Source organism: Streptomyces sp. NPDC045968 (assembly GCF_056430475.1).
In genome coordinates this window covers 101943-117884 of sequence record NZ_JBWKLF010000009.1, presented here as the reverse complement: position 1 = coordinate 117884, position 15942 = coordinate 101943, and the positions used below count along the sequence as shown (strand labels likewise).

Genomic DNA, 15942 nt, shown 5'->3' with positions numbered 1-15942 from the left:
CGATCGAAATCTATCGAGAAACGATAGGTGCCGCAAGGATTCAGGTAGCCCGGCCGGGCGGGGACTCCGGCGCGAGGCTCCCGACCGCGTCCGCGTAGTACGCCGACTCGGCGATGTGGAAGGCGAGTTGGCGGAAGGTCCAGCCCGTTCCTGGCGAGTGGTCGAGCTGGTCGGGGGTCAGGGCGTCGAGCCGGTTCGCCCAGATCCGGGCGAGCCGGACGAGGCGACTGCGCGCCTCGTCCAAATCGGCCGGGGTGAACGCGGCGAGGTCCGCGGCGGTCGTGACCGCCGAGGCGTGCCAGCGGTCGGGCCGGGTCTCCTCGCCCGCCAGCCGCGCCTCCAGCTCCGCGAGATGGTCGACCATGTGGTCGGCCACCCGCCGGACGGCCTTGTGCGGGGTGTAGATCCGTTCACCGGCGGCGACGGGCACGCCGTCCCAGGCGGTCCAGGTCGAGGCCGTCGCCAGCACGTGGCTCACCATGCCGGTGACCACCCCGGCCGGGTCGCGCCCGTCGGTGAGGGGAGTGCCGTCGTCGGGAATCGTTGCGGTGTCGCTCATACCCGGACGGTAGGGCCCGGACGCTTCGGCGCCGGCCGAACCGTCTCGCCCCCCCTGAGCCCGGCGGGGGGCACCACCCGGACATGTGCGGCCCCTTCACCGGGCCGTACACCCCACCGCACCCCCGGCTCGTTCGGAAACACCTCCCCGGCCGCCGGGCTGACGTTCGTCCGGTAGGGCTTCTCAGCGACAGGAGACCTTCATCTGGGCCGCCGCGTGATGCGCGCCCGCCACTTCCTCGTCGCCCCAGTCGCGGCCCCGGTCGAGCAGCTGCACGGCGAAGGTGGCGCCCTTGACCGGGAAGCTCTTCACACCGACCGGGGCGCCCCGGTGATCCGGCTGGCGCACGGCGAAGCCCGTATAGGCGGAGTCCGTGTCGTCGGGGTCGGAGAGCACCCGGTAGAAGGTGGGGTCGCCCGCCACATCGCGGTCCCGGACGCTCCTCGGCACGAAGACGGTGAGCGCGCACTCCCGGAAGCCCTTGCCGAGGTGCCAGGACCAGACGGCGGTGTTGCCCCGGTCCTCGGTGGGACTGCCGGACATGGGGACGGCGCTGAACCGGCCGTCGCACGAACCGCCCGCGAAACCACCGGAGTCGACGGTGTACCAGCCCGCGTCGCCGTTCTCGAAGCGGCCGTACTCGCGGTACTCACCCGCCGGGCAGCCGGGGCCCGCCCACGCCGTGTAGCGGTAGCGGGGCCCGTCCGGGGGCGGCTCCGCCGTACGGGACGGCGTCGCGGCCGGCTTCCCCGGCGGGCTCCCGGTCGCGTCGGGCGGCGTCTGCGGGCCCTCGGTGCCCGGGCCGATCAGGCTCGGAGCCCCGCCGACGGGAGCGGGCAGGGCGTCGGCGCGGCCCGCCGTGTCCGGGCGGCCCCCGCCGAAGCCTCCTCCGTCCGTCGACGCGAGGAACCAGACGGCCGTCACCAGACCACCGGCCGCCACCACGACTCCCGCCGCCAGCAGCGCCTTGCGCGGTCCAGGCAGGGTGGATATCCGGCCGGTCAGTGTCTCGCGCGCGATCCACGAGCCGTCCCCGGCCGCCGAACGGGCCACGGAACCGCAGCCGGGACAGACCATGCCCGGCAGCGCGCCCCGCCGTTCACCACCACAGTGTTGGCACCTCATGGCAGCACACCTTGCCAGGGGCGTGCGCCCGGAGGGAGACATCGTGCACGATTTACTCGCCCGATCCGCATCGGCAGGCCGGGCGCCGGGCGTCATCCCGCGCGGCGCGGGGGCGTCAGCCCAGTTCCTCGGGACACGGCGTGCCGGGCGGGAACTGGTACGGGGCGGCGAGCCGGTACACCCCCGGCCTGGGCGCGAGCAGTTCGGTCCACTCGTCACCCTCCGGGTCCTCGTCCACCTTGATCAGGCAGCCGTGCACGTTGTCGAAGGACTTCTCGGCGTCCCCGTCCTCCTCCGAACGGCGCTTGGACTCCTCGGTCTCCTGCGGACGTTCCACGCTCCTGCCCTGGTCGTCGACGACCGCCAGCCAGCGCGAGTACGGAATCCGGATGAGCACCCGGCCCGCCTCCTGCACGCGGATGGTCAGCGTGTCGGCCCCCGCCCGCTCGACCGTCGCGGGCCGGTCGGCCATCGGCACCGGGTCGAGGACGCGGTAGAGCGTCCAGTTCTCGTCGCCCCAGATCTCCGTCAGATAGGGCTGGCCCTCCTCGATCAGCGCCGCTTCCACGGTCCCGCTGGAGTCGAGCGAGCCTTCGGGCAGCACCACGTAGTTCACGGCCCAGCGGTCCAGCCACTGCCGGTAGTTCACGGCGTTCAGCGTGTCGTCGTAGAAGAGCGGGTTGCGCTTCATGTCCGCCTGCCGGTTCCAGCCCCGGGCGAGATTGACGTACGGCGCCAGACCGGACGCCTCCCGGTGGCTGCTGGGCGGCACCACTTCCACCCGGCTGCGCTCGGCCCCCGCCCGCCGGAGCTGGTGGACCAGCGGGGCCAGTTCACGTGCCGAGGAGGCGTCCGGGGCGGTACGGACGATGTCGTCGACGCCCTTGAAGCCGATCCAGAGGTTCAGCCCGGCGAAGGCCAGGACCAGGGCGTACCAGCGGCGGCTGCGCGGCGCCGTGTACGGCAGCGCGGCGAGCAGGACGACTCCGGCGAAGAGCATCGCCATGCGCGAGACGTTCGAGCCGATCTGCGAGTCGATCACGTACGTGAGCAGGGTCCCCACGCCGTACACGGCGGCGGCGGTGCGGACCGTGCGCCAGTCCTTCGGCACCAGCAGGAAGACGAGGACCGCGAAGACGAAAGGCAGCGACAGCGTCCCGAGCGACATCGGCTGCGTACCGGAGAAGGGGAACAGCCACGAGGACAGCGCCACCACGGCGACGGGGGCGAGCCCCAGTGCGTACGCGCCGGGGCGCCGCTTGTTCAGGAACAGGGCCGCCGCCACCACTCCGAGGAACAGCCCGGCGACCGGGCTCCCCGCGGTCGCGAGTCCGGCGAGGGGCGCGGCGACGGCCGCCTTCGCCCAGCGCTTGTACCGCCAGCGGTACGGCCAGCAGAAGACGGCGGCGACCGCTCCCAGCGCGAACATCATGCCGAGCCCGAACGTCACCCGCCCCGAGAGCGCGTTGCACAGATACGCGAAGGCTCCGGCGAGCGAGCACGCGAGAGGGTTACGGACGGCCCGCACCCGCACGAGGATCAGCGCGGTGAGCGCGGCCGACACCGTACCGACGACCATCATCGTCGTACGGACACCCAGGAGCGACATCAGATAGGGCGAGACCACGCTGTACGAGACGGGGTGCATGCCCCCGTACCAGGCGAGGTTGTACGCGGTTCCCGGGTGCCGGCCGACGAATTCGGCCCAGGCGTCCTGGGCGGCGATGTCGCCGCCACTGTTCGCGAAGAAGAAGAACCACAGGACGTGGGTGACCGCGGCGGCTGCCGTGGCCAGCGTGACGGGGTGCCGGAGCAGGCGCTGCCCGCGGCTGGGGGACGGCGGGACGGCCAGGGGCTCGGGGGTGCGTGGGGCGGGCAGCGGTATTCGCGTACCGCCGCTGCTGCTCGTACCGCTTCCGTCGGCACCGTTCTTTCCGGTGACGCGGTCCGTCGCACGGCCGGGTCTCGGCTCCGCGGTGGTCACTACGGTCTCTCCCCGTCCTCCGCCGGCCCCGTACGTCCTCAAGGACGCCGTCCCGGGGCCCTGAGTTGCCTGGGGACGCTAACACGTGCCCCCATCAGGAAGGAGGCGCCGATGGCGGCGCCTCCTTCTCCCTGCCGGATCAGCCGATGCGCGTCAGCTTGTCGCCGAAGGCCGGCTCCGTCAGTCCGCCCTGGAGCGCGACGGGGGCGGTGACCTTTCCGGTACCGGTGCCGACGGTCACCATGCCGACCTCCGTACCGGCCGGGGCGGTGTGGGAGATCTCCTTGCCGCTGTCCGTGACGGACAGTTCGACCTTCAGTCCCGGCCAGCCGACGGCCTTCAGATTCTTGGTGGCGACCACGGGGGTGCTGTGGCCGAAGCCGTCGTCCACGTATCCGACGACGTCACCCTTCTTCACGACGGTGGCGGAGGTGACGGCCTTCTGGGCGTCCTGGATCAGCTTGAGGCCGTTGGTCAGCGACAGCGTGAGGCTGTCGTACGACCCGCCCGTGCCTGCCTGCTGCCCCATGACGACTCCGTAGATCCAGTGCGTCTTGCCGTCCACGACCGTGTTGGCGGACCAGAGCAGGCAGCCGCCCGCGGGGGTCGTGGAACCGGTCTTGATGCCGCTCACACCGGGCTCCAGCAGGAGCGAGTTGTTGTTGTAGATCTTGGTGTCGATGCCCTCGATATCGACCTCGGGCATGTCCACGATCGCGCGGAACACGTCGTTCTGCATGACCGCCTGGGCCAGCTTCAGCTGGTCGGCCGGGGTGGAGATGGTGGTCTTCTTCAGCCCGCTGGGGTCCGTGTACGTGGAATCGTCCATCCCGAGGTCCTTGGCCGCGTCGTTCATCTTGTCGACGAACTCCGCCTCGGTCGGGGAGTCCCAGCGTGCGAACAGCCGGGCGGCGTTGTTGCCCGACGGGATCATCATCAGCTGGAGCAGGTCGCGCTGGCTGAGCTTCTGGCCCTTCTTCAGCGGGGCCGTCGACTCCTCCGTCAGCTTGGCCTCGTCCTGCGCGCGCTGGTCCACCGTGATCGTCTCGCCGGTCTCGTCCCCCTTGAGCGGGTGCTCGCGCAGGATGACGTACGCCGTCATGACCTTCGCGACGCTGGCGATCGGCGCGGGCTTCTGCGCCCCTGCGGAGCCGAGCGAACCGACGCCGTCCACGATCACGGCGGACTGCCCCTGGTCGGGCCAGGCGAGGTCCAGCTGGTCGCCCTGGAAGGTGTAGGTCGGCTCCGCCGTCAGCCTGAGCTCGGGGGCCGGCAACGGACGCACCATCTGCGCGATCGCAAAGATGATCACCGCGAGCAGGAGCAGCGGGGTCCAGATCTTGACCCGGCGGACCGCGGTGCGGACCGGGGTCTCCTCCGGCGGAGGCGTGTTGGTCAGCTCGGCGAGCAGGTCGAGCGGCGGCCTGGGCGGCAGCGGCTGCTGCCGGGTCCGCTCGGCCCCGCCGAGCGCCGGCGCGGGGGCCTCGGCGGCCACCGGAGAGGCCGCCCAGCTGGGAGCCGCGGGCCGCCCGGGGCCGTCGTCCCGGGCCGGCGTGACGTCGGGGGTGACCGTGGGCCCGATGGCGGAGGCCGGCCGCACGTCGTCGGAGCGCAGCGGCACGAACTTGCTGGTCCGCTCGGCGGGCGTCTCCGGCTTCGGCTTCGCCTGGGGAATCTTCAGCGCGGTCGTCGGCTGGTCGACCCGAGGCGGCTTGACCGCCTTGAAGACGGCGGTGGGCTGATCGATTCCGCGCTTGTCCCCCGCGGTGTCGGCGGGGTCGGCGGAGTCGGCGGGCTTGTCGGGCTTGTCGGCCTTGTCGGCCTTGTCGGCATCGGTGGACTTCGCCGGTCCGGCGGTGTCCGCGGGCTCGGTGTCCTTGGCCGCTTCTGCCGCGACGACGGGCTCGGCGTCCTCGGCCGGCTCGGAAGTGCCGCCCTGTTCGGCGGCAGGCTCGGACGGCTCGTCGGACTCCACGACCTCTGCGGGCTCCCCGGCCTCGGCGGCCTCGGAGACGACGGGCTCCTCGCGGGACTTCGGGACCCGGGGCTCGTCCGCGGCCGCGGCGGCCGCGGCACCGGCGTCGGCCTCGGCACCGGCCTCACCGGCCTCCGGCTTGTTCTGGTCCCCGTCCTCGTCCCCATCGCCGGTCGCCACCCACGCCGCGACCGCGGCCCGCAACCTCGCGTCACCCGGCTCCGCGTCGGCCTCCGGCTCCGCGTCGGCGTCCGCCTCAGCCGTCACCGCGGTCTCAGCGGTCTCAGCGGCCTCGTCGGCATCGGGAGGCTCGGCGGCCCCACCGGAGGGCGTGGAGCCCTCCTCGGGGGCGTCCACGGCGTCCGTGGACGGCACGGAGTCCTCCGCAGGGCTCTCCGCGGGATCGTCCACCGCGTCCTGGGGGGCCTGCGTGCGGAAGACCGCCGTCGCGCTGTCCGTCGTAGCGGGCTGTTCTCGGAACACGGCGAGCCGCGGATCACGTTCCTCCGCAGCCGTCCCCGATGACTTCCGCTGCTCCGACTTGTCGGGGGACTCGCCCGCCACCGATGCCTCCTCCATACGCTGCGGGGGAACCCCGCGCTGTCCGAACCATCTACCAGTGTCCTGTGTGAACCCCTGGCCGGGCTGCTAGACGAGAACGACATACCTACTGGTTCCCATACAAAGCACCCAGGCGCTCTCGACAGACCAATGTGAGAGGGGTCACCCTGTCATTCATCCACGCGGGGAGGCATGGATGGGCAGGAGCCGCAGAACAATTCCGGAGGAGCTTCTGCTGCTCGCTCTGGACCCGACCACGGGTACCACAGCGCAGCCGCAGTCGCTCGACCTCGGCCTCGCCGGAGCACAGCTAGTGGAGCTGGCTCTGGCAGGACGGATAGCCCCTGACGGGGATCGTATCGCCGTGGTGATGCCACGGCCGACAGGAGATCCGACTCTGGACTCCGCACTGGAACTGCTGCGCCGACGCGGCAGCCCGGTCCGGGCCGTCCACTGGATTGGCGGGCCCCGCCTGGGGCTGCGCCAGATCTACCTCGCTCATCTGGAGCGGTGCGGCATGGTGCATGCCGTGGCGGGCCAGATGTGCGGAGTGCTGCCGACGACTCGCTACCAAGCGACGGACACGGCGATCAGCCGGGACATCAGAAACCGGCTGGACAGTGCGATCCGCACCGGCGTACCGCCGGACCCGCGGACCGCGGCGCTCGCCGCACTGGCCCACGCGGTCGGACTCGGCAAGCACCTGTACCCCGGGAACGAGGGGCGTTCATCGCGCTCACGGCTCCGGGACCTGATCAGACACGACCCCATGGGCGGACTCGTGGCGCATGCCGTGATGGACGTCCAGAACGGCGTGGCCGTACAGCCGCGCCGTAATCAGCAGGCGGCAGGCGTGCCGTTGCAGCCCGGGGCGCAAGCGCGCCGCGGCAGCATGGCGCACACCTCCGTCCACTGACCGCGCAGAGGACCGCGCGGAGAACCGAATACCGCCGCACCGACGTCCCCAAAGACCCGGTTCGGGAGCCGCACCACGCGCGGGGCAGCCGGGTCCACCGGCTGCCCCGCGCGCCTGCGTGTGGCCATTTCCCAGCGCGCCCGGGGTCATGGGTGGCAATCTGCTGAGCAGTAGATACGCACAGCTACATAGCCGGAGGTGCACTTTCCGTGCCGTCCAACGTCAATCCCACCGTCAGGCGACGCCGGTTGGGGCAGGAACTGCGCCGCCTGCGCGAGATCAAGGGCATGACGGCCGAGGAGGTGGCGGAGCGCCTGCTGGTCTCGCAGTCCAAGATCAGCCGCCTGGAGAACGGCCGCCGCTCCATCAGCCAGCGAGACGTCCGCGACCTCTGCGGGGTGTACGAGGTCGAGGACCACCGCGTCGTCGACTCCCTCATGCAGATGGCCAAGGACTCCCGCCAGCAGGGCTGGTGGCATGCCTTCGGCGACATCCCGTACAGCGTCTACATCGGCCTGGAGACCGACGCGGAGTCGTTGCGGGTGTACGAGCCCCAGGTCGTACCGGGCCTGCTGCAGACCCGGCAGTACGCCGAGGCGCTGATCAACGGCGCCCTGCCGGAGTCCGCCCCCTCCGACATCGAGAAGCGGGTCAGCGTCCGGGCCCGCCGCCAGGACCGGATCAACGCGCCGGAGCACCCGCTGCGCCTCTGGGCCGTCATCGACGAATCCGCGCTGCACCGGGTGGTCGGCGGCAAGCAGGTGATGACCGACCAGCTGGAGCACCTCATCGAGCAGTCGCACCTGCCCCATGTGACCGTGCAGGTACTGCCGTTCAGCATGGGCGCACACCCCGGCATCAACGGCCAGTACGCCATTCTGGAATTCCCGGACGCCGCGGACTCCAGCGTGGTCTACATCGAGGGCGTCACCAGCGACCTCTACCTGGAGAAAGCCAATGATGTGCAGCGATACAGCGTCATGTACGAGCACTTGCGGGCACAGGCGCTGAATGTGGAACAGACCCGGGAGTTCATCAGCGACATCGCCAAGGGTTACACCCGCTGATTCCAGTCACCCGCGACGTCTGTTTTGCGAGAAATGCTGCGATGCCAGGTGAGGGGTGGCGGAAGAGTACACCGCCGCCACCTCTCGGCGGAAGACTCACAGGGGATATGCCATCCGGTCGAGTGAATGGCCCCGGCGCTCGGGGAAGTTGGCGAGTAGCGTCGATCACGCCAACAGGAACGCGGTTTGTTCCGCTCGCACAACTCTCTGAACCGGAGTGAAAATGGCTATTCTTCAGGGCGCTACGGACATCTGGACGAAGTCCTCGTACTCGGGCGGCAACGGCGCATGTGTCGAGGTCAAGTCCCCGCTTACCCAGGCCATCGCCGTGCGTGACTCGAAGGCTCCCGAGGGTCCTTCGCTCACCTTCGTGTCCGGTGCGTGGAATGCCTTCGTGCGGGATGTCGCAACGGGCGCTGTCGACGCCTGACCGGTGCTGCCCGCAGGACACAGGCGCATCAACGACTGGAGCCCTCTCGACTGGTCCGCCGTCCTGGCCGAGGGGGCTCGGCCCGAACCGACCGGCCGTCGGCGCGCCTGAAGGTCAGCGCAACTGATCGACGTACCGGTCCGTCCCGGGCACGGTGGGCAGGAACGGTGCCACCAGTTCGACCCGCCCCAGGCCCGACGCGACGACCGCCCCGTCGAGCCCCGTGAAGTGCTTCGCCCAGCAGGCACGCGGGTCCTCCTGGAGAAACCACAGCAGGGTCAGCCGGGTGTCCACCCCCTCGACCTGCTTCACATAGGTCATCCGGTCGCCGGGCAGCGGTGTCGGCCGGAACACCGTGACCATCGCCGCCGGTGACCCGGCGAGCCGCTCCGGCAGATGCCGGGAGCGCAGCCACTCCAGCAGTTCCGCCCGCTGCTCCGGTCCGTCGGCGTCGACGACCTGGAGCACGAGTCCCGCGTACGGATGGTCGAGCGCGTGGATGTCGCGCGGCCCCTCGGCCCCGTCGCGGTAGACGGTCGCCTCGTGGTCCTGGAAGGCCGTGAAGACGTGGGTGCGGTCCTGGTGGACCCGGCCGTCCCGGTTGAGCCGCTTGTTGATCGCGACGGTCCACTTCATGTGGTCGTCGTATCGCCCCTCCGTCACCCAGTACGTGGACAGATAGCACCCGGCCCCGACCGGCTGCGCCACGGCCGACTTCGCCGGGTAGCGCAGCGCCTGGAGCTCGCGGGTGGCGACCCAGCGCCGGCCCGCGGCCATCCAGGGCATGGCCATCGCGCCCGCGTAGTAGTGATCGTCCTCGTACCAGCGGTTGTAGGCGTACTCATGGCCCGGATGCGGTTCGACCATGGTGATCAGCGCGTGCCCGGGGCGGACCCCGTACGGGCCCACCGCCGCCAGCTCCGCGTACAGATCGCTCCGCGTCTCCTCGCTCATGCCGTTCCCCTTCCGTGCTTCGCCGCGGCGTCCTACTCTGACGCCCCGTCAGAAGAACTGCCAGAGCCGGGAGGCACCGATGTTGCTCGCGGGGAAGACCGTCATCGTGTCGGGTGTCGGCGCCGGACTCGGGCACCAGGTCGCGGCGGCCGTCGTACGGGACGGGGGCCGCGCGGTCCTCGGGGCGCGCACGGCGGCCAGTCTCGCCAGAACGGCCGCCGAGATCGACCCGGAGGGCCGGCGCACGGCCTGCCTGCCGACCGACATCACCGACGAGGCCCGGTGCGAGGCACTCGCCGAACTCGCGCTCGCGCGGTTCGGGCGGATCGACGCGGTGGTCCACGTGGCCGCCCTGGACACCCATTTCGGCGGTCTGGAGGATGCCGACTTCGCCGTATGGCAGTCGGTTCTCGACGTCAATCTGCTCGGCACCCTGCGGATGACGAGAGCCTGCCTGCCCGCACTGAAGAAGCACGGCGGTTCGGTGGTCATCATCGGTACGCAGTCATCGGTGGCCGCCCCGACCCAGGTGCGGCAGGCCGCGTACGCGGCCTCGAAGGGGGCGCTGACCTCCGCGATGTACTCACTGGCGCAGGAACTGGGGCCGCACCGGATACGGGTGAACACGGTGCTGCCCGGCTGGATGTGGGGGCCGCCGGTGCAGGCGTACGTGAAGTTCACCGCGCACACCGACGGCGTGCCCGAGGAGGAGGTGCTGGCCGGGCTCACCGCACGGATGGCACTGCCGGAACCGGCCACCGACGGGGACGTGGCGGAGGCCGCGGTGTTCCTCGCCTCCGACCGGGCCCGGTCGATCACCGGGCAGTCGCTTCTGGTCAACGCCGGCGAGCTGATGCGCTGACGGCAGGGGCAGATCTCCTCCTTGCTCGGCCGCACGGGACCCGCATCCCGTGCGGTCTTGTCGTACCTGCGTCGCCCAGGACGGGCTCATGGACTCTGCACAGCCTGACGAAGTGCCCGCCCATCGTGTGGCCGCTGTCACGTTCGCGACAACGCCCCTCAAGGTCAAGAAAAGGCAAAATCGTTCGCCTTGCTGATTCGCGTTCACATCTCTGATCGTGGGAATGCCTTGACCGGGGACCCGGCCAGGCGGTTCAATCCCCGAAGTCCCCGCTCCCGCACGGGGCCACCGCTGAACGGCCGTACTGACGAAGTGCGTACCCGTTCACAAGGCGGACCCCTGGAGGGGGCATGAACAGTCTCGACTGGGCCGTGCTCATCGGCTACTTCGGTGTGATGGTCGCGATCGGACTCTGGTCGCACGCGCGCGTGGACAATGTCAGCGACTTCTTCACGGCCGGCGGCAAGATGCCGTGGTGGCTCTCGGGCATCTCGCACCACATGTCCGGCTACAGCGCGGTGATGTTCACCGGCTACGCCGGTATCGCGTACCAGTACGGCGTCACGTCCTTCGTGACCTGGTCGCTGCCGATCGCCATCGGTATCGGCATCGGCGCCAAACTCTTCGCGCCCCGGCTCAACCGGCTGCGCTCGCGACTGCACGTCGCGTCCCCGCTCGAATACCTCAAGAACCGCTACAACATCCAGACCCAGCAGGCGCTGGCCTGGTCCGGGCTGCTCCTGAAGATCGTGGACGTCGGTGCCAAGTGGGCGGCCATCGCCACGCTGCTCTCCGTCTTCACCGGCATCACCCTCACCCAGGGCATCTTCATCACCGGCGCCATCACGGCCGTCTACTGCACGGTCGGCGGGCTGTGGGCCGACGCGCTCACCGAGCTGGGCCAGTTCGTCATCCAGCTCTTCGCGGGTATCGCGATGCTGGTCATCGTCCTGAAGGAGCTGGGCGGCTTCAGCTCGCTGTGGACGGTCTGGGACAAGCTGCCCGAGGGCCACACGGACCCGACGGCCGGCCCGTACACCGTGACGTTCCTGCTGGCGTACCTGTTCATCAAGACCTTCGAGTACAACGGCGGCATGTGGAACCAGGCCCAGCGCTACATGGCCACGGACTCCGCGCGTTCCGCGACCCGTTCGGCCCGGCTCTCCGCGGTCCTGTGGCTGGTCTGGCCCGTCGTCCTCTTCTTCCCGATGTGGGTCGCCCCGGTGCTCGTCGAGGCCAAGAAGCCGGACGCCTCGGACAGTTACGCCCTGATGACCGAACAGCTGCTGCCGCACGGTCTGCTCGGCCTGGTGGTCGTCGGGTTCTTCTCGCACACGATGGCCATGTGCTCCTCGGACGCCAACGCCATCTCGGCGGTCTTCACCCGTGACATCGCGCCGGTCTTCTCCAAGGCTGCGCGTTCCTGGAGCAACCGCAGCGGCCTGCTGGCGGCGCGGCTCTCCACGCTCGCCTTCCTCGGCCTGTCGATGGCGCTGGCGACGCAGATCAACTCGCCCACGTTCAAGGACATCATCTCGGTCGTCATCAAGTGGGTGGCCGGTCTGATGGGCCCGATCGCGATCCCGTTCATGCTGGGTCTGCTGCGCGGGTTCCGGAAGTCGGGGCCGACGGCGGCGCTCACCAGCTGGGCGGCGGGGCTGCTGGCGTTCTTCTTCACCAACTACAACCTCGACGGTTCGGTGAAGACGGATGTGGCGCTCCAGTACCAGGTGGCACTGCCCCTGGCGATCTCGCTGGTGCTCTACATCGTCATCGGGTTCATCAAGCCGGAGGACACCCCGGAGCGCGACGCGATCATCGAGCGGATCAACACGGACGGCGACGACGGGGGCACGGCGGGCGGTGCGTCCGGTGCGGGGATTCCCGCACAGGCCGGGCCCGCGGACCCGGTGGTCCGTGAGGGCGTGAAGGACTGACCGTCGTACGACCGGGCGGGGGTGGCGGGCCGGGGGGTCCGCCGCCCGTTCCCGCGCCCGCGCTCATCCCCGCGGGTAGCGGGCCAGCCAGCCGACGGCGACGGCGGTCGGGCTGTGCAGGGCGGGGCCCTGGGTCATCTCCATCGCGAAGTCGTCGGCGAGTTCGAGGAGGGTGGCCCGGCCCTCCAGTTCGGAGAGCCAGGCGGGCGGCAGCGCCGTCTCGCCGTGCAGCGCGCCGAGCAGGGCTCCGCAGACGGCCCCGGTGGCCGCGGAAGGGCCTCCGTGGTTCACCGCGAGCCGCAGTCCGTGCCGGACGTCCTCGCCGACGAGGGCGCAGTAGAGGGCCACGGCGAGGACCTCCTCGGCGGAGTCCGTGGCGCCGAGCGCCTCGATGAGAGCCGGGCCGGGGATGCCCTGGCGTACGGAGCCGAGCGCCCGCTTGAGGGCTTCGGTGACCGGCTCCTGGCCCGGGCGCCCGGCGAGCAGGGCCAGGGCGTGCTGCACGGAGCCGTCCAGCGTCTCACCACGGGCCAGTCCGTGCACCATGACCGCGAGGGCTCCGGCGGCGAGCTGGGCGGTGGCGTGGCCGTGGGTCTGGGCGGCGCACTCGACGGCCAGCTGGAGGACGAGCTGCGGCTCCCAGCCGACCAGGAGCCCGAAGGGCACGGAGCGGGTGAGGGCGGCCGAGTCCCGCGCGGTGGGGTTCTTCGGCTGGTCCAGCGTGCCCATCACGGTGTCGCCGAAGCCGGTGAGGCAGGCGCGGGCGGGGGCGCGGCGGGTGTAGAGCCACTCCTCGCGGGCCAGCCAGCCGTCTTCCGCGCGGCGTTCGTCGGGGCCCCAGTCCCGCTGGGTCGCGGCCCAGCGCAGATGGGCGCGGTGCACGTCGGTGGGCGGGTGCCAGGCTCCGATGTCGCGGCGGACCTGCGCGCGGATCAGACCGTCGACGGTGAACAGGGTGAGCTGGGTGACGGCGGTGACGGCTCCGCGTCTGCCGTGGGCGGGCACGAAGTCGGTGACCGCCTCGGCGCCGTGCGCCTCGCGGATCTGCTCCAGCGTGAGCCCGGTGACGCCCGCGCCGAGCGCGTCACCGATGGCGCCGCCGAGCAGGGCGCCGCGTACCCGGCTGCGGAAGTCCTGCTGTTCGGCACGGCCCCAGACAGCTGTGGTCCCTGTGGTCCCTGTGCTCACCGTGCCCCTTCCCTCCGCGTCCCGGCCTGCGACTGCGCAAGCACTGTAATCGAACGGGAAGGGCCGGATCAGGGCTGGAACGGTATGTACGGAGTAGCTCGCGAGAGCACTTTTGAAAGGCATTCCTCACGGTTTTGCACGGCATTCCTCACGGTTTTCCGGGGCGGGTGCGGTGCCCGGCCGAGACGCTGTCCGCGGTCCCGGCCGGTGGCACTTCCCCGGAATCCGTTCCGGCCGTTTATCCGAACTGGCCCACCTTGTAGTCGCCCGCGGGCATCTGAAAGATGACATTCAGCCGGTTGTAGGCGTTGATGACGGCGATGAGTGACACCAGGGCGACGAGCTGGTCCTCGTCGTAGTGCTTGGCGGCATTCGCCCAGACCTCGTCCGGAACGCCGCCGGCGGCGTCGGCGATCCGGGTCCCCTGCTCCGCGAGCTCCAGCGCGGCGCGCTCGGCGTCGGTGAAGACGTTGGCCTCCCGCCAGACCGCGATCAGGTGGAGGCGCGTCGAGGTCTCGCCGCGGTGGGCGGCGTCCTTGGTGTGCATGTCGGTGCAGAAGCCGCAGCCGTTGATCTGGCTGGCGCGGATCTTCACCAGTTCCTGTGTCGCGGCCGGCAGCGTCGAATCCGTGAGCACCTTCCCCGCCATGTTGAAGTGCTTCATGAGCGCGGTGGCGACCGGGTTGCCGAAGACGTTGAGACGAGCTTCCATGACGTACTCCTGTGTGCCGTTGCTGATGCCTGTACCTCCTTGACGGAACGGCTCGGCGGGATGTGACACGAGCGGCTGTGACCTGCGTCTCCCGCCTCTCGCGTCACAGGGCGGGGTAGTCCGTGTAGCCCTTCTCCCCGCCCACGTACATCAGGTAGGCGTCCCGCACCTGGTTCACCGGGGCGCCGGTGCGCACGCGGTGGATGAGGTCCGGGTTGGCGAGGAAGGGGCGGCCGAGCGCAATCAGGTCGGCTCCGGCGGCCAGGAGCCGTTCTCCGTGGCCGATGCCCCCGTCGTCCGGGATGCGGTCGGCGGGCAGCACGGGGTTGGCGATCAGCGTTCCCGGCCAGTCCTTCCGGATCTGCTGGTAGACGGGGTGGTCCGGGTCCGCGTGCACCAGGTGGACATAGGCGAGGCCGCTGTCGGCGAGGGCGGCGACGAGCGCCCGGTAGATCTCCTCGGTGTCGCCCTCCTCGATCCCGTTGACCGTGTTCCCGGGCGAGAGGCGCAGGCCGACCCGGCCGGGTCCGACGGCCGCGGCGACGGCCTCGACCACCTCGGTCACGAAGCGGATGCGACCGGCCACGGAACCACCGTAGGCATCGGTCCGCCGGTTGGTCCCCCGGGCCAGGAACTGGTGCAGGAGGTGGCCGTTGGCGCCGTGCACCTCGACCCCTTCGAAGCCCGCCTCGATCGCGTTGCGGGCGGCGGAGGCGAAGTCCGCCACGGTCTCCTCGATGTCCTCGGCGGTCATCTCGCGGGGGACGACCGAGGGCAGGCGCCCGGACGGGGTGTGGATGGTCTCGGGGAGCGCGACGGGCGAGGGGGCGACGGGCGTGAGGCCGCTGGTGTCGGGGTGGCCGACGCGCCCGCCGTGCTGGATCTGGAGGAACATCCGGCCGCCCGCCGCCCGGACGGCGTCGGTGACCAGGCGCCAGCCCGCGACATGGGCCGGGCTGTGGATCGCGGTGATGTTCGGATAGGTCTGGCCCACGGCGTTCGGCGTGGACGCCTCCGCGATGATCAGCCCGGCGGAGGCGCGCTGGGCGTAGTACGTGGCCATGAGCGGGGTCGGTACGCCGTCGGCCGTGGCCCGGTTCCGGGTCAGCGGAGCCATCACCAGGCGGTGGGGCAGGGTGAGGGGGCCGAGTCCGGCCGGTTCGAAGATCTTCGTGGATGCGGATGCGTTCGTCATGCCGTCACGGTAAGAATTGACACCGGTGTCAGGTTCAAGTCCGAGACGGCTTCACGTTCGAGAAGGCGAGGAATCCATGCGGATCGGTGAGCTGGCCCGGCGTACGGGCGTGAGCGAGCGCTCCTTGCGCTACTACGAGGCCCAGGGGCTGCTGGCGGCCGACCGCACACCCGGCGGCCATCGCGACTACCCGGACGGGGCGGTCGACCGCGTGATCCGTATCCAGGAGTTCTACGCGGCCGGGCTGTGCAGCTCGAAGATCGCCCAACTGCTGCCCTGCGTACGGGACTCGGACGGCGGACCGTCCGCGATCGCCACCCCTCGGCTGGTCAGCGACCTCACCTCGGAGCGCGACCGCATCGACCGGACGATCGGCGAGCTGCTGCGTTCCCGGGAGGTGCTGGACGACGTGATCGCCACGGCGGCCGAAGAGGCTCCGGCCGCACGCTGAACCCGCCGCACGCCGGGCCGGCCGCG

The 15942-nt window shown here is 70.7% G+C and carries 14 protein-coding genes; 6 read left to right on the top strand and 8 right to left on the bottom strand.

The features are described from left to right. Nucleotides 1–40: 40 nt before the first annotated feature. From AC07FA_RS25320 to AC07FA_RS25305, 4 genes are all read right to left on the bottom strand, one after another. Nucleotides 41–559: a hypothetical protein gene (locus AC07FA_RS25320; RefSeq protein WP_479078452.1), complete on the bottom strand. Its 519-nt coding sequence runs from the start codon at nt 557–559 to the stop codon at nt 41–43. 183 nt (nt 560–742) lie between these two features. Continuing rightward, nucleotides 743–1684 carry an adhesin gene (locus tag AC07FA_RS25315; RefSeq protein ID WP_479078450.1) on the bottom strand — a complete coding sequence of 314 codons (942 nt, stop codon included), beginning with the start codon at nt 1682–1684 and terminating at the stop codon, nt 743–745. Between the two features lie 115 nt (nt 1685–1799). Further along, nucleotides 1800–3668 (bottom strand): MFS transporter, encoded by a 1869-nt coding sequence (locus tag AC07FA_RS25310; RefSeq protein ID WP_479078448.1) that lies wholly within the window; start codon nt 3666–3668, stop codon nt 1800–1802. 139 nt (nt 3669–3807) lie between these two features. Next, nucleotides 3808–6207 carry a D-alanyl-D-alanine carboxypeptidase family protein gene (locus AC07FA_RS25305; RefSeq protein WP_479078446.1) on the bottom strand — a complete coding sequence of 800 codons (2400 nt, stop codon included), beginning with the start codon at nt 6205–6207 and terminating at the stop codon, nt 3808–3810. A 193-nt stretch (nt 6208–6400) separates the two neighbouring features. On the opposite strand from AC07FA_RS25305, the gene AC07FA_RS25300 reads away from it, so the two are divergent. The 3 genes from AC07FA_RS25300 (at nt 6401) to AC07FA_RS25290 (ending at nt 8617) form a co-directional block, all read left to right on the top strand. Next, nucleotides 6401–7120, top strand: a complete 720-nt coding sequence (locus tag AC07FA_RS25300) for a GOLPH3/VPS74 family protein (RefSeq protein ID WP_383785596.1) — start codon at nt 6401–6403, stop codon at nt 7118–7120. 209 nt (nt 7121–7329) lie between these two features. After that, the gene (locus AC07FA_RS25295) at nt 7330–8187 is read left to right on the top strand and encodes a helix-turn-helix domain-containing protein (protein ID WP_479078444.1); all 858 of its coding nucleotides are present in this window, start codon (nt 7330–7332) and stop codon (nt 8185–8187) included. A 223-nt stretch (nt 8188–8410) separates the two neighbouring features. After that, nucleotides 8411–8617 carry a DUF397 domain-containing protein gene (locus tag AC07FA_RS25290; protein WP_479078442.1) on the top strand — a complete coding sequence of 69 codons (207 nt, stop codon included), beginning with the start codon at nt 8411–8413 and terminating at the stop codon, nt 8615–8617. A gap of 114 nt (nt 8618–8731) precedes the next feature. Here AC07FA_RS25290 and AC07FA_RS25285 read toward each other — a convergent pair whose 3' ends face one another. After that, nucleotides 8732–9571, bottom strand: a complete 840-nt coding sequence (locus AC07FA_RS25285; protein WP_479078440.1) for a hypothetical protein — start codon at nt 9569–9571, stop codon at nt 8732–8734. Nucleotides 9572–9650: 79 nt separating this feature from the next. Here AC07FA_RS25285 and AC07FA_RS25280 point away from each other — a divergent pair, with 79 nt between their 5' ends. Continuing rightward, the gene (locus AC07FA_RS25280; RefSeq protein ID WP_479078438.1) at nt 9651–10433 is read left to right on the top strand and encodes an SDR family oxidoreductase; all 783 of its coding nucleotides are present in this window, start codon (nt 9651–9653) and stop codon (nt 10431–10433) included. Nucleotides 10434–10783: 350 nt separating this feature from the next. Further along, nucleotides 10784–12370 carry a sodium:solute symporter family protein gene (locus AC07FA_RS25275; protein ID WP_479078436.1) on the top strand — a complete coding sequence of 529 codons (1587 nt, stop codon included), beginning with the start codon at nt 10784–10786 and terminating at the stop codon, nt 12368–12370. 63 nt (nt 12371–12433) lie between these two features. On the opposite strand, the gene AC07FA_RS25270 is transcribed toward AC07FA_RS25275, so the two are convergent. From AC07FA_RS25270 to AC07FA_RS25260, 3 genes are all read right to left on the bottom strand, one after another. Continuing rightward, nucleotides 12434–13558 carry an ADP-ribosylglycohydrolase family protein gene (locus AC07FA_RS25270; RefSeq protein ID WP_479078434.1) on the bottom strand — a complete coding sequence of 375 codons (1125 nt, stop codon included), beginning with the start codon at nt 13556–13558 and terminating at the stop codon, nt 12434–12436. A 238-nt stretch (nt 13559–13796) separates the two neighbouring features. Further along, nucleotides 13797–14270, bottom strand: a complete 474-nt coding sequence (locus AC07FA_RS25265) for a carboxymuconolactone decarboxylase family protein (protein WP_479078433.1) — start codon at nt 14268–14270, stop codon at nt 13797–13799. 103 nt (nt 14271–14373) lie between these two features. Beyond that, entirely contained in the window at nt 14374–15465 is a 1092-nt protein-coding gene (locus AC07FA_RS25260) for an alkene reductase (RefSeq protein WP_479078432.1), read from the bottom strand. Nucleotides 15466–15541: 76 nt separating this feature from the next. Between AC07FA_RS25260 and AC07FA_RS25255 the strand changes: the two genes are divergently transcribed. Then, nucleotides 15542–15916: a MerR family transcriptional regulator gene (locus AC07FA_RS25255; RefSeq protein ID WP_479078430.1), complete on the top strand. Its 375-nt coding sequence runs from the start codon at nt 15542–15544 to the stop codon at nt 15914–15916. Nucleotides 15917–15942 lie beyond the last annotated feature (26 nt).

What these genes read in the sequence shown, in the direction of transcription:
- AC07FA_RS25320 (WP_479078452.1), bottom strand. Translation starts at nt 559, where the DNA reads ATGAGCGACACCGCAACGATTCCCGACGACGGCACTCCCCTCACCGAC.
- AC07FA_RS25315 (WP_479078450.1), bottom strand. Translation starts at nt 1,684, where the DNA reads ATGAGGTGCCAACACTGTGGTGGTGAACGGCGGGGCGCGCTGCCGGGC.
- AC07FA_RS25300 (WP_383785596.1), top strand. Translation starts at nt 6,401, where the DNA reads ATGGGCAGGAGCCGCAGAACAATTCCGGAGGAGCTTCTGCTGCTCGCT.
- AC07FA_RS25290 (WP_479078442.1), top strand. Translation starts at nt 8,411, where the DNA reads ATGGCTATTCTTCAGGGCGCTACGGACATCTGGACGAAGTCCTCGTAC.
- AC07FA_RS25285 (WP_479078440.1), bottom strand. Translation starts at nt 9,571, where the DNA reads ATGAGCGAGGAGACGCGGAGCGATCTGTACGCGGAGCTGGCGGCGGTG.
- AC07FA_RS25280 (WP_479078438.1), top strand. Translation starts at nt 9,651, where the DNA reads ATGTTGCTCGCGGGGAAGACCGTCATCGTGTCGGGTGTCGGCGCCGGA.
- AC07FA_RS25275 (WP_479078436.1), top strand. Translation starts at nt 10,784, where the DNA reads ATGAACAGTCTCGACTGGGCCGTGCTCATCGGCTACTTCGGTGTGATG.
- AC07FA_RS25265 (WP_479078433.1), bottom strand. Translation starts at nt 14,270, where the DNA reads ATGGAAGCTCGTCTCAACGTCTTCGGCAACCCGGTCGCCACCGCGCTC.
- AC07FA_RS25260 (WP_479078432.1), bottom strand. Translation starts at nt 15,465, where the DNA reads ATGACGAACGCATCCGCATCCACGAAGATCTTCGAACCGGCCGGACTC.
- AC07FA_RS25255 (WP_479078430.1), top strand. Translation starts at nt 15,542, where the DNA reads ATGCGGATCGGTGAGCTGGCCCGGCGTACGGGCGTGAGCGAGCGCTCC.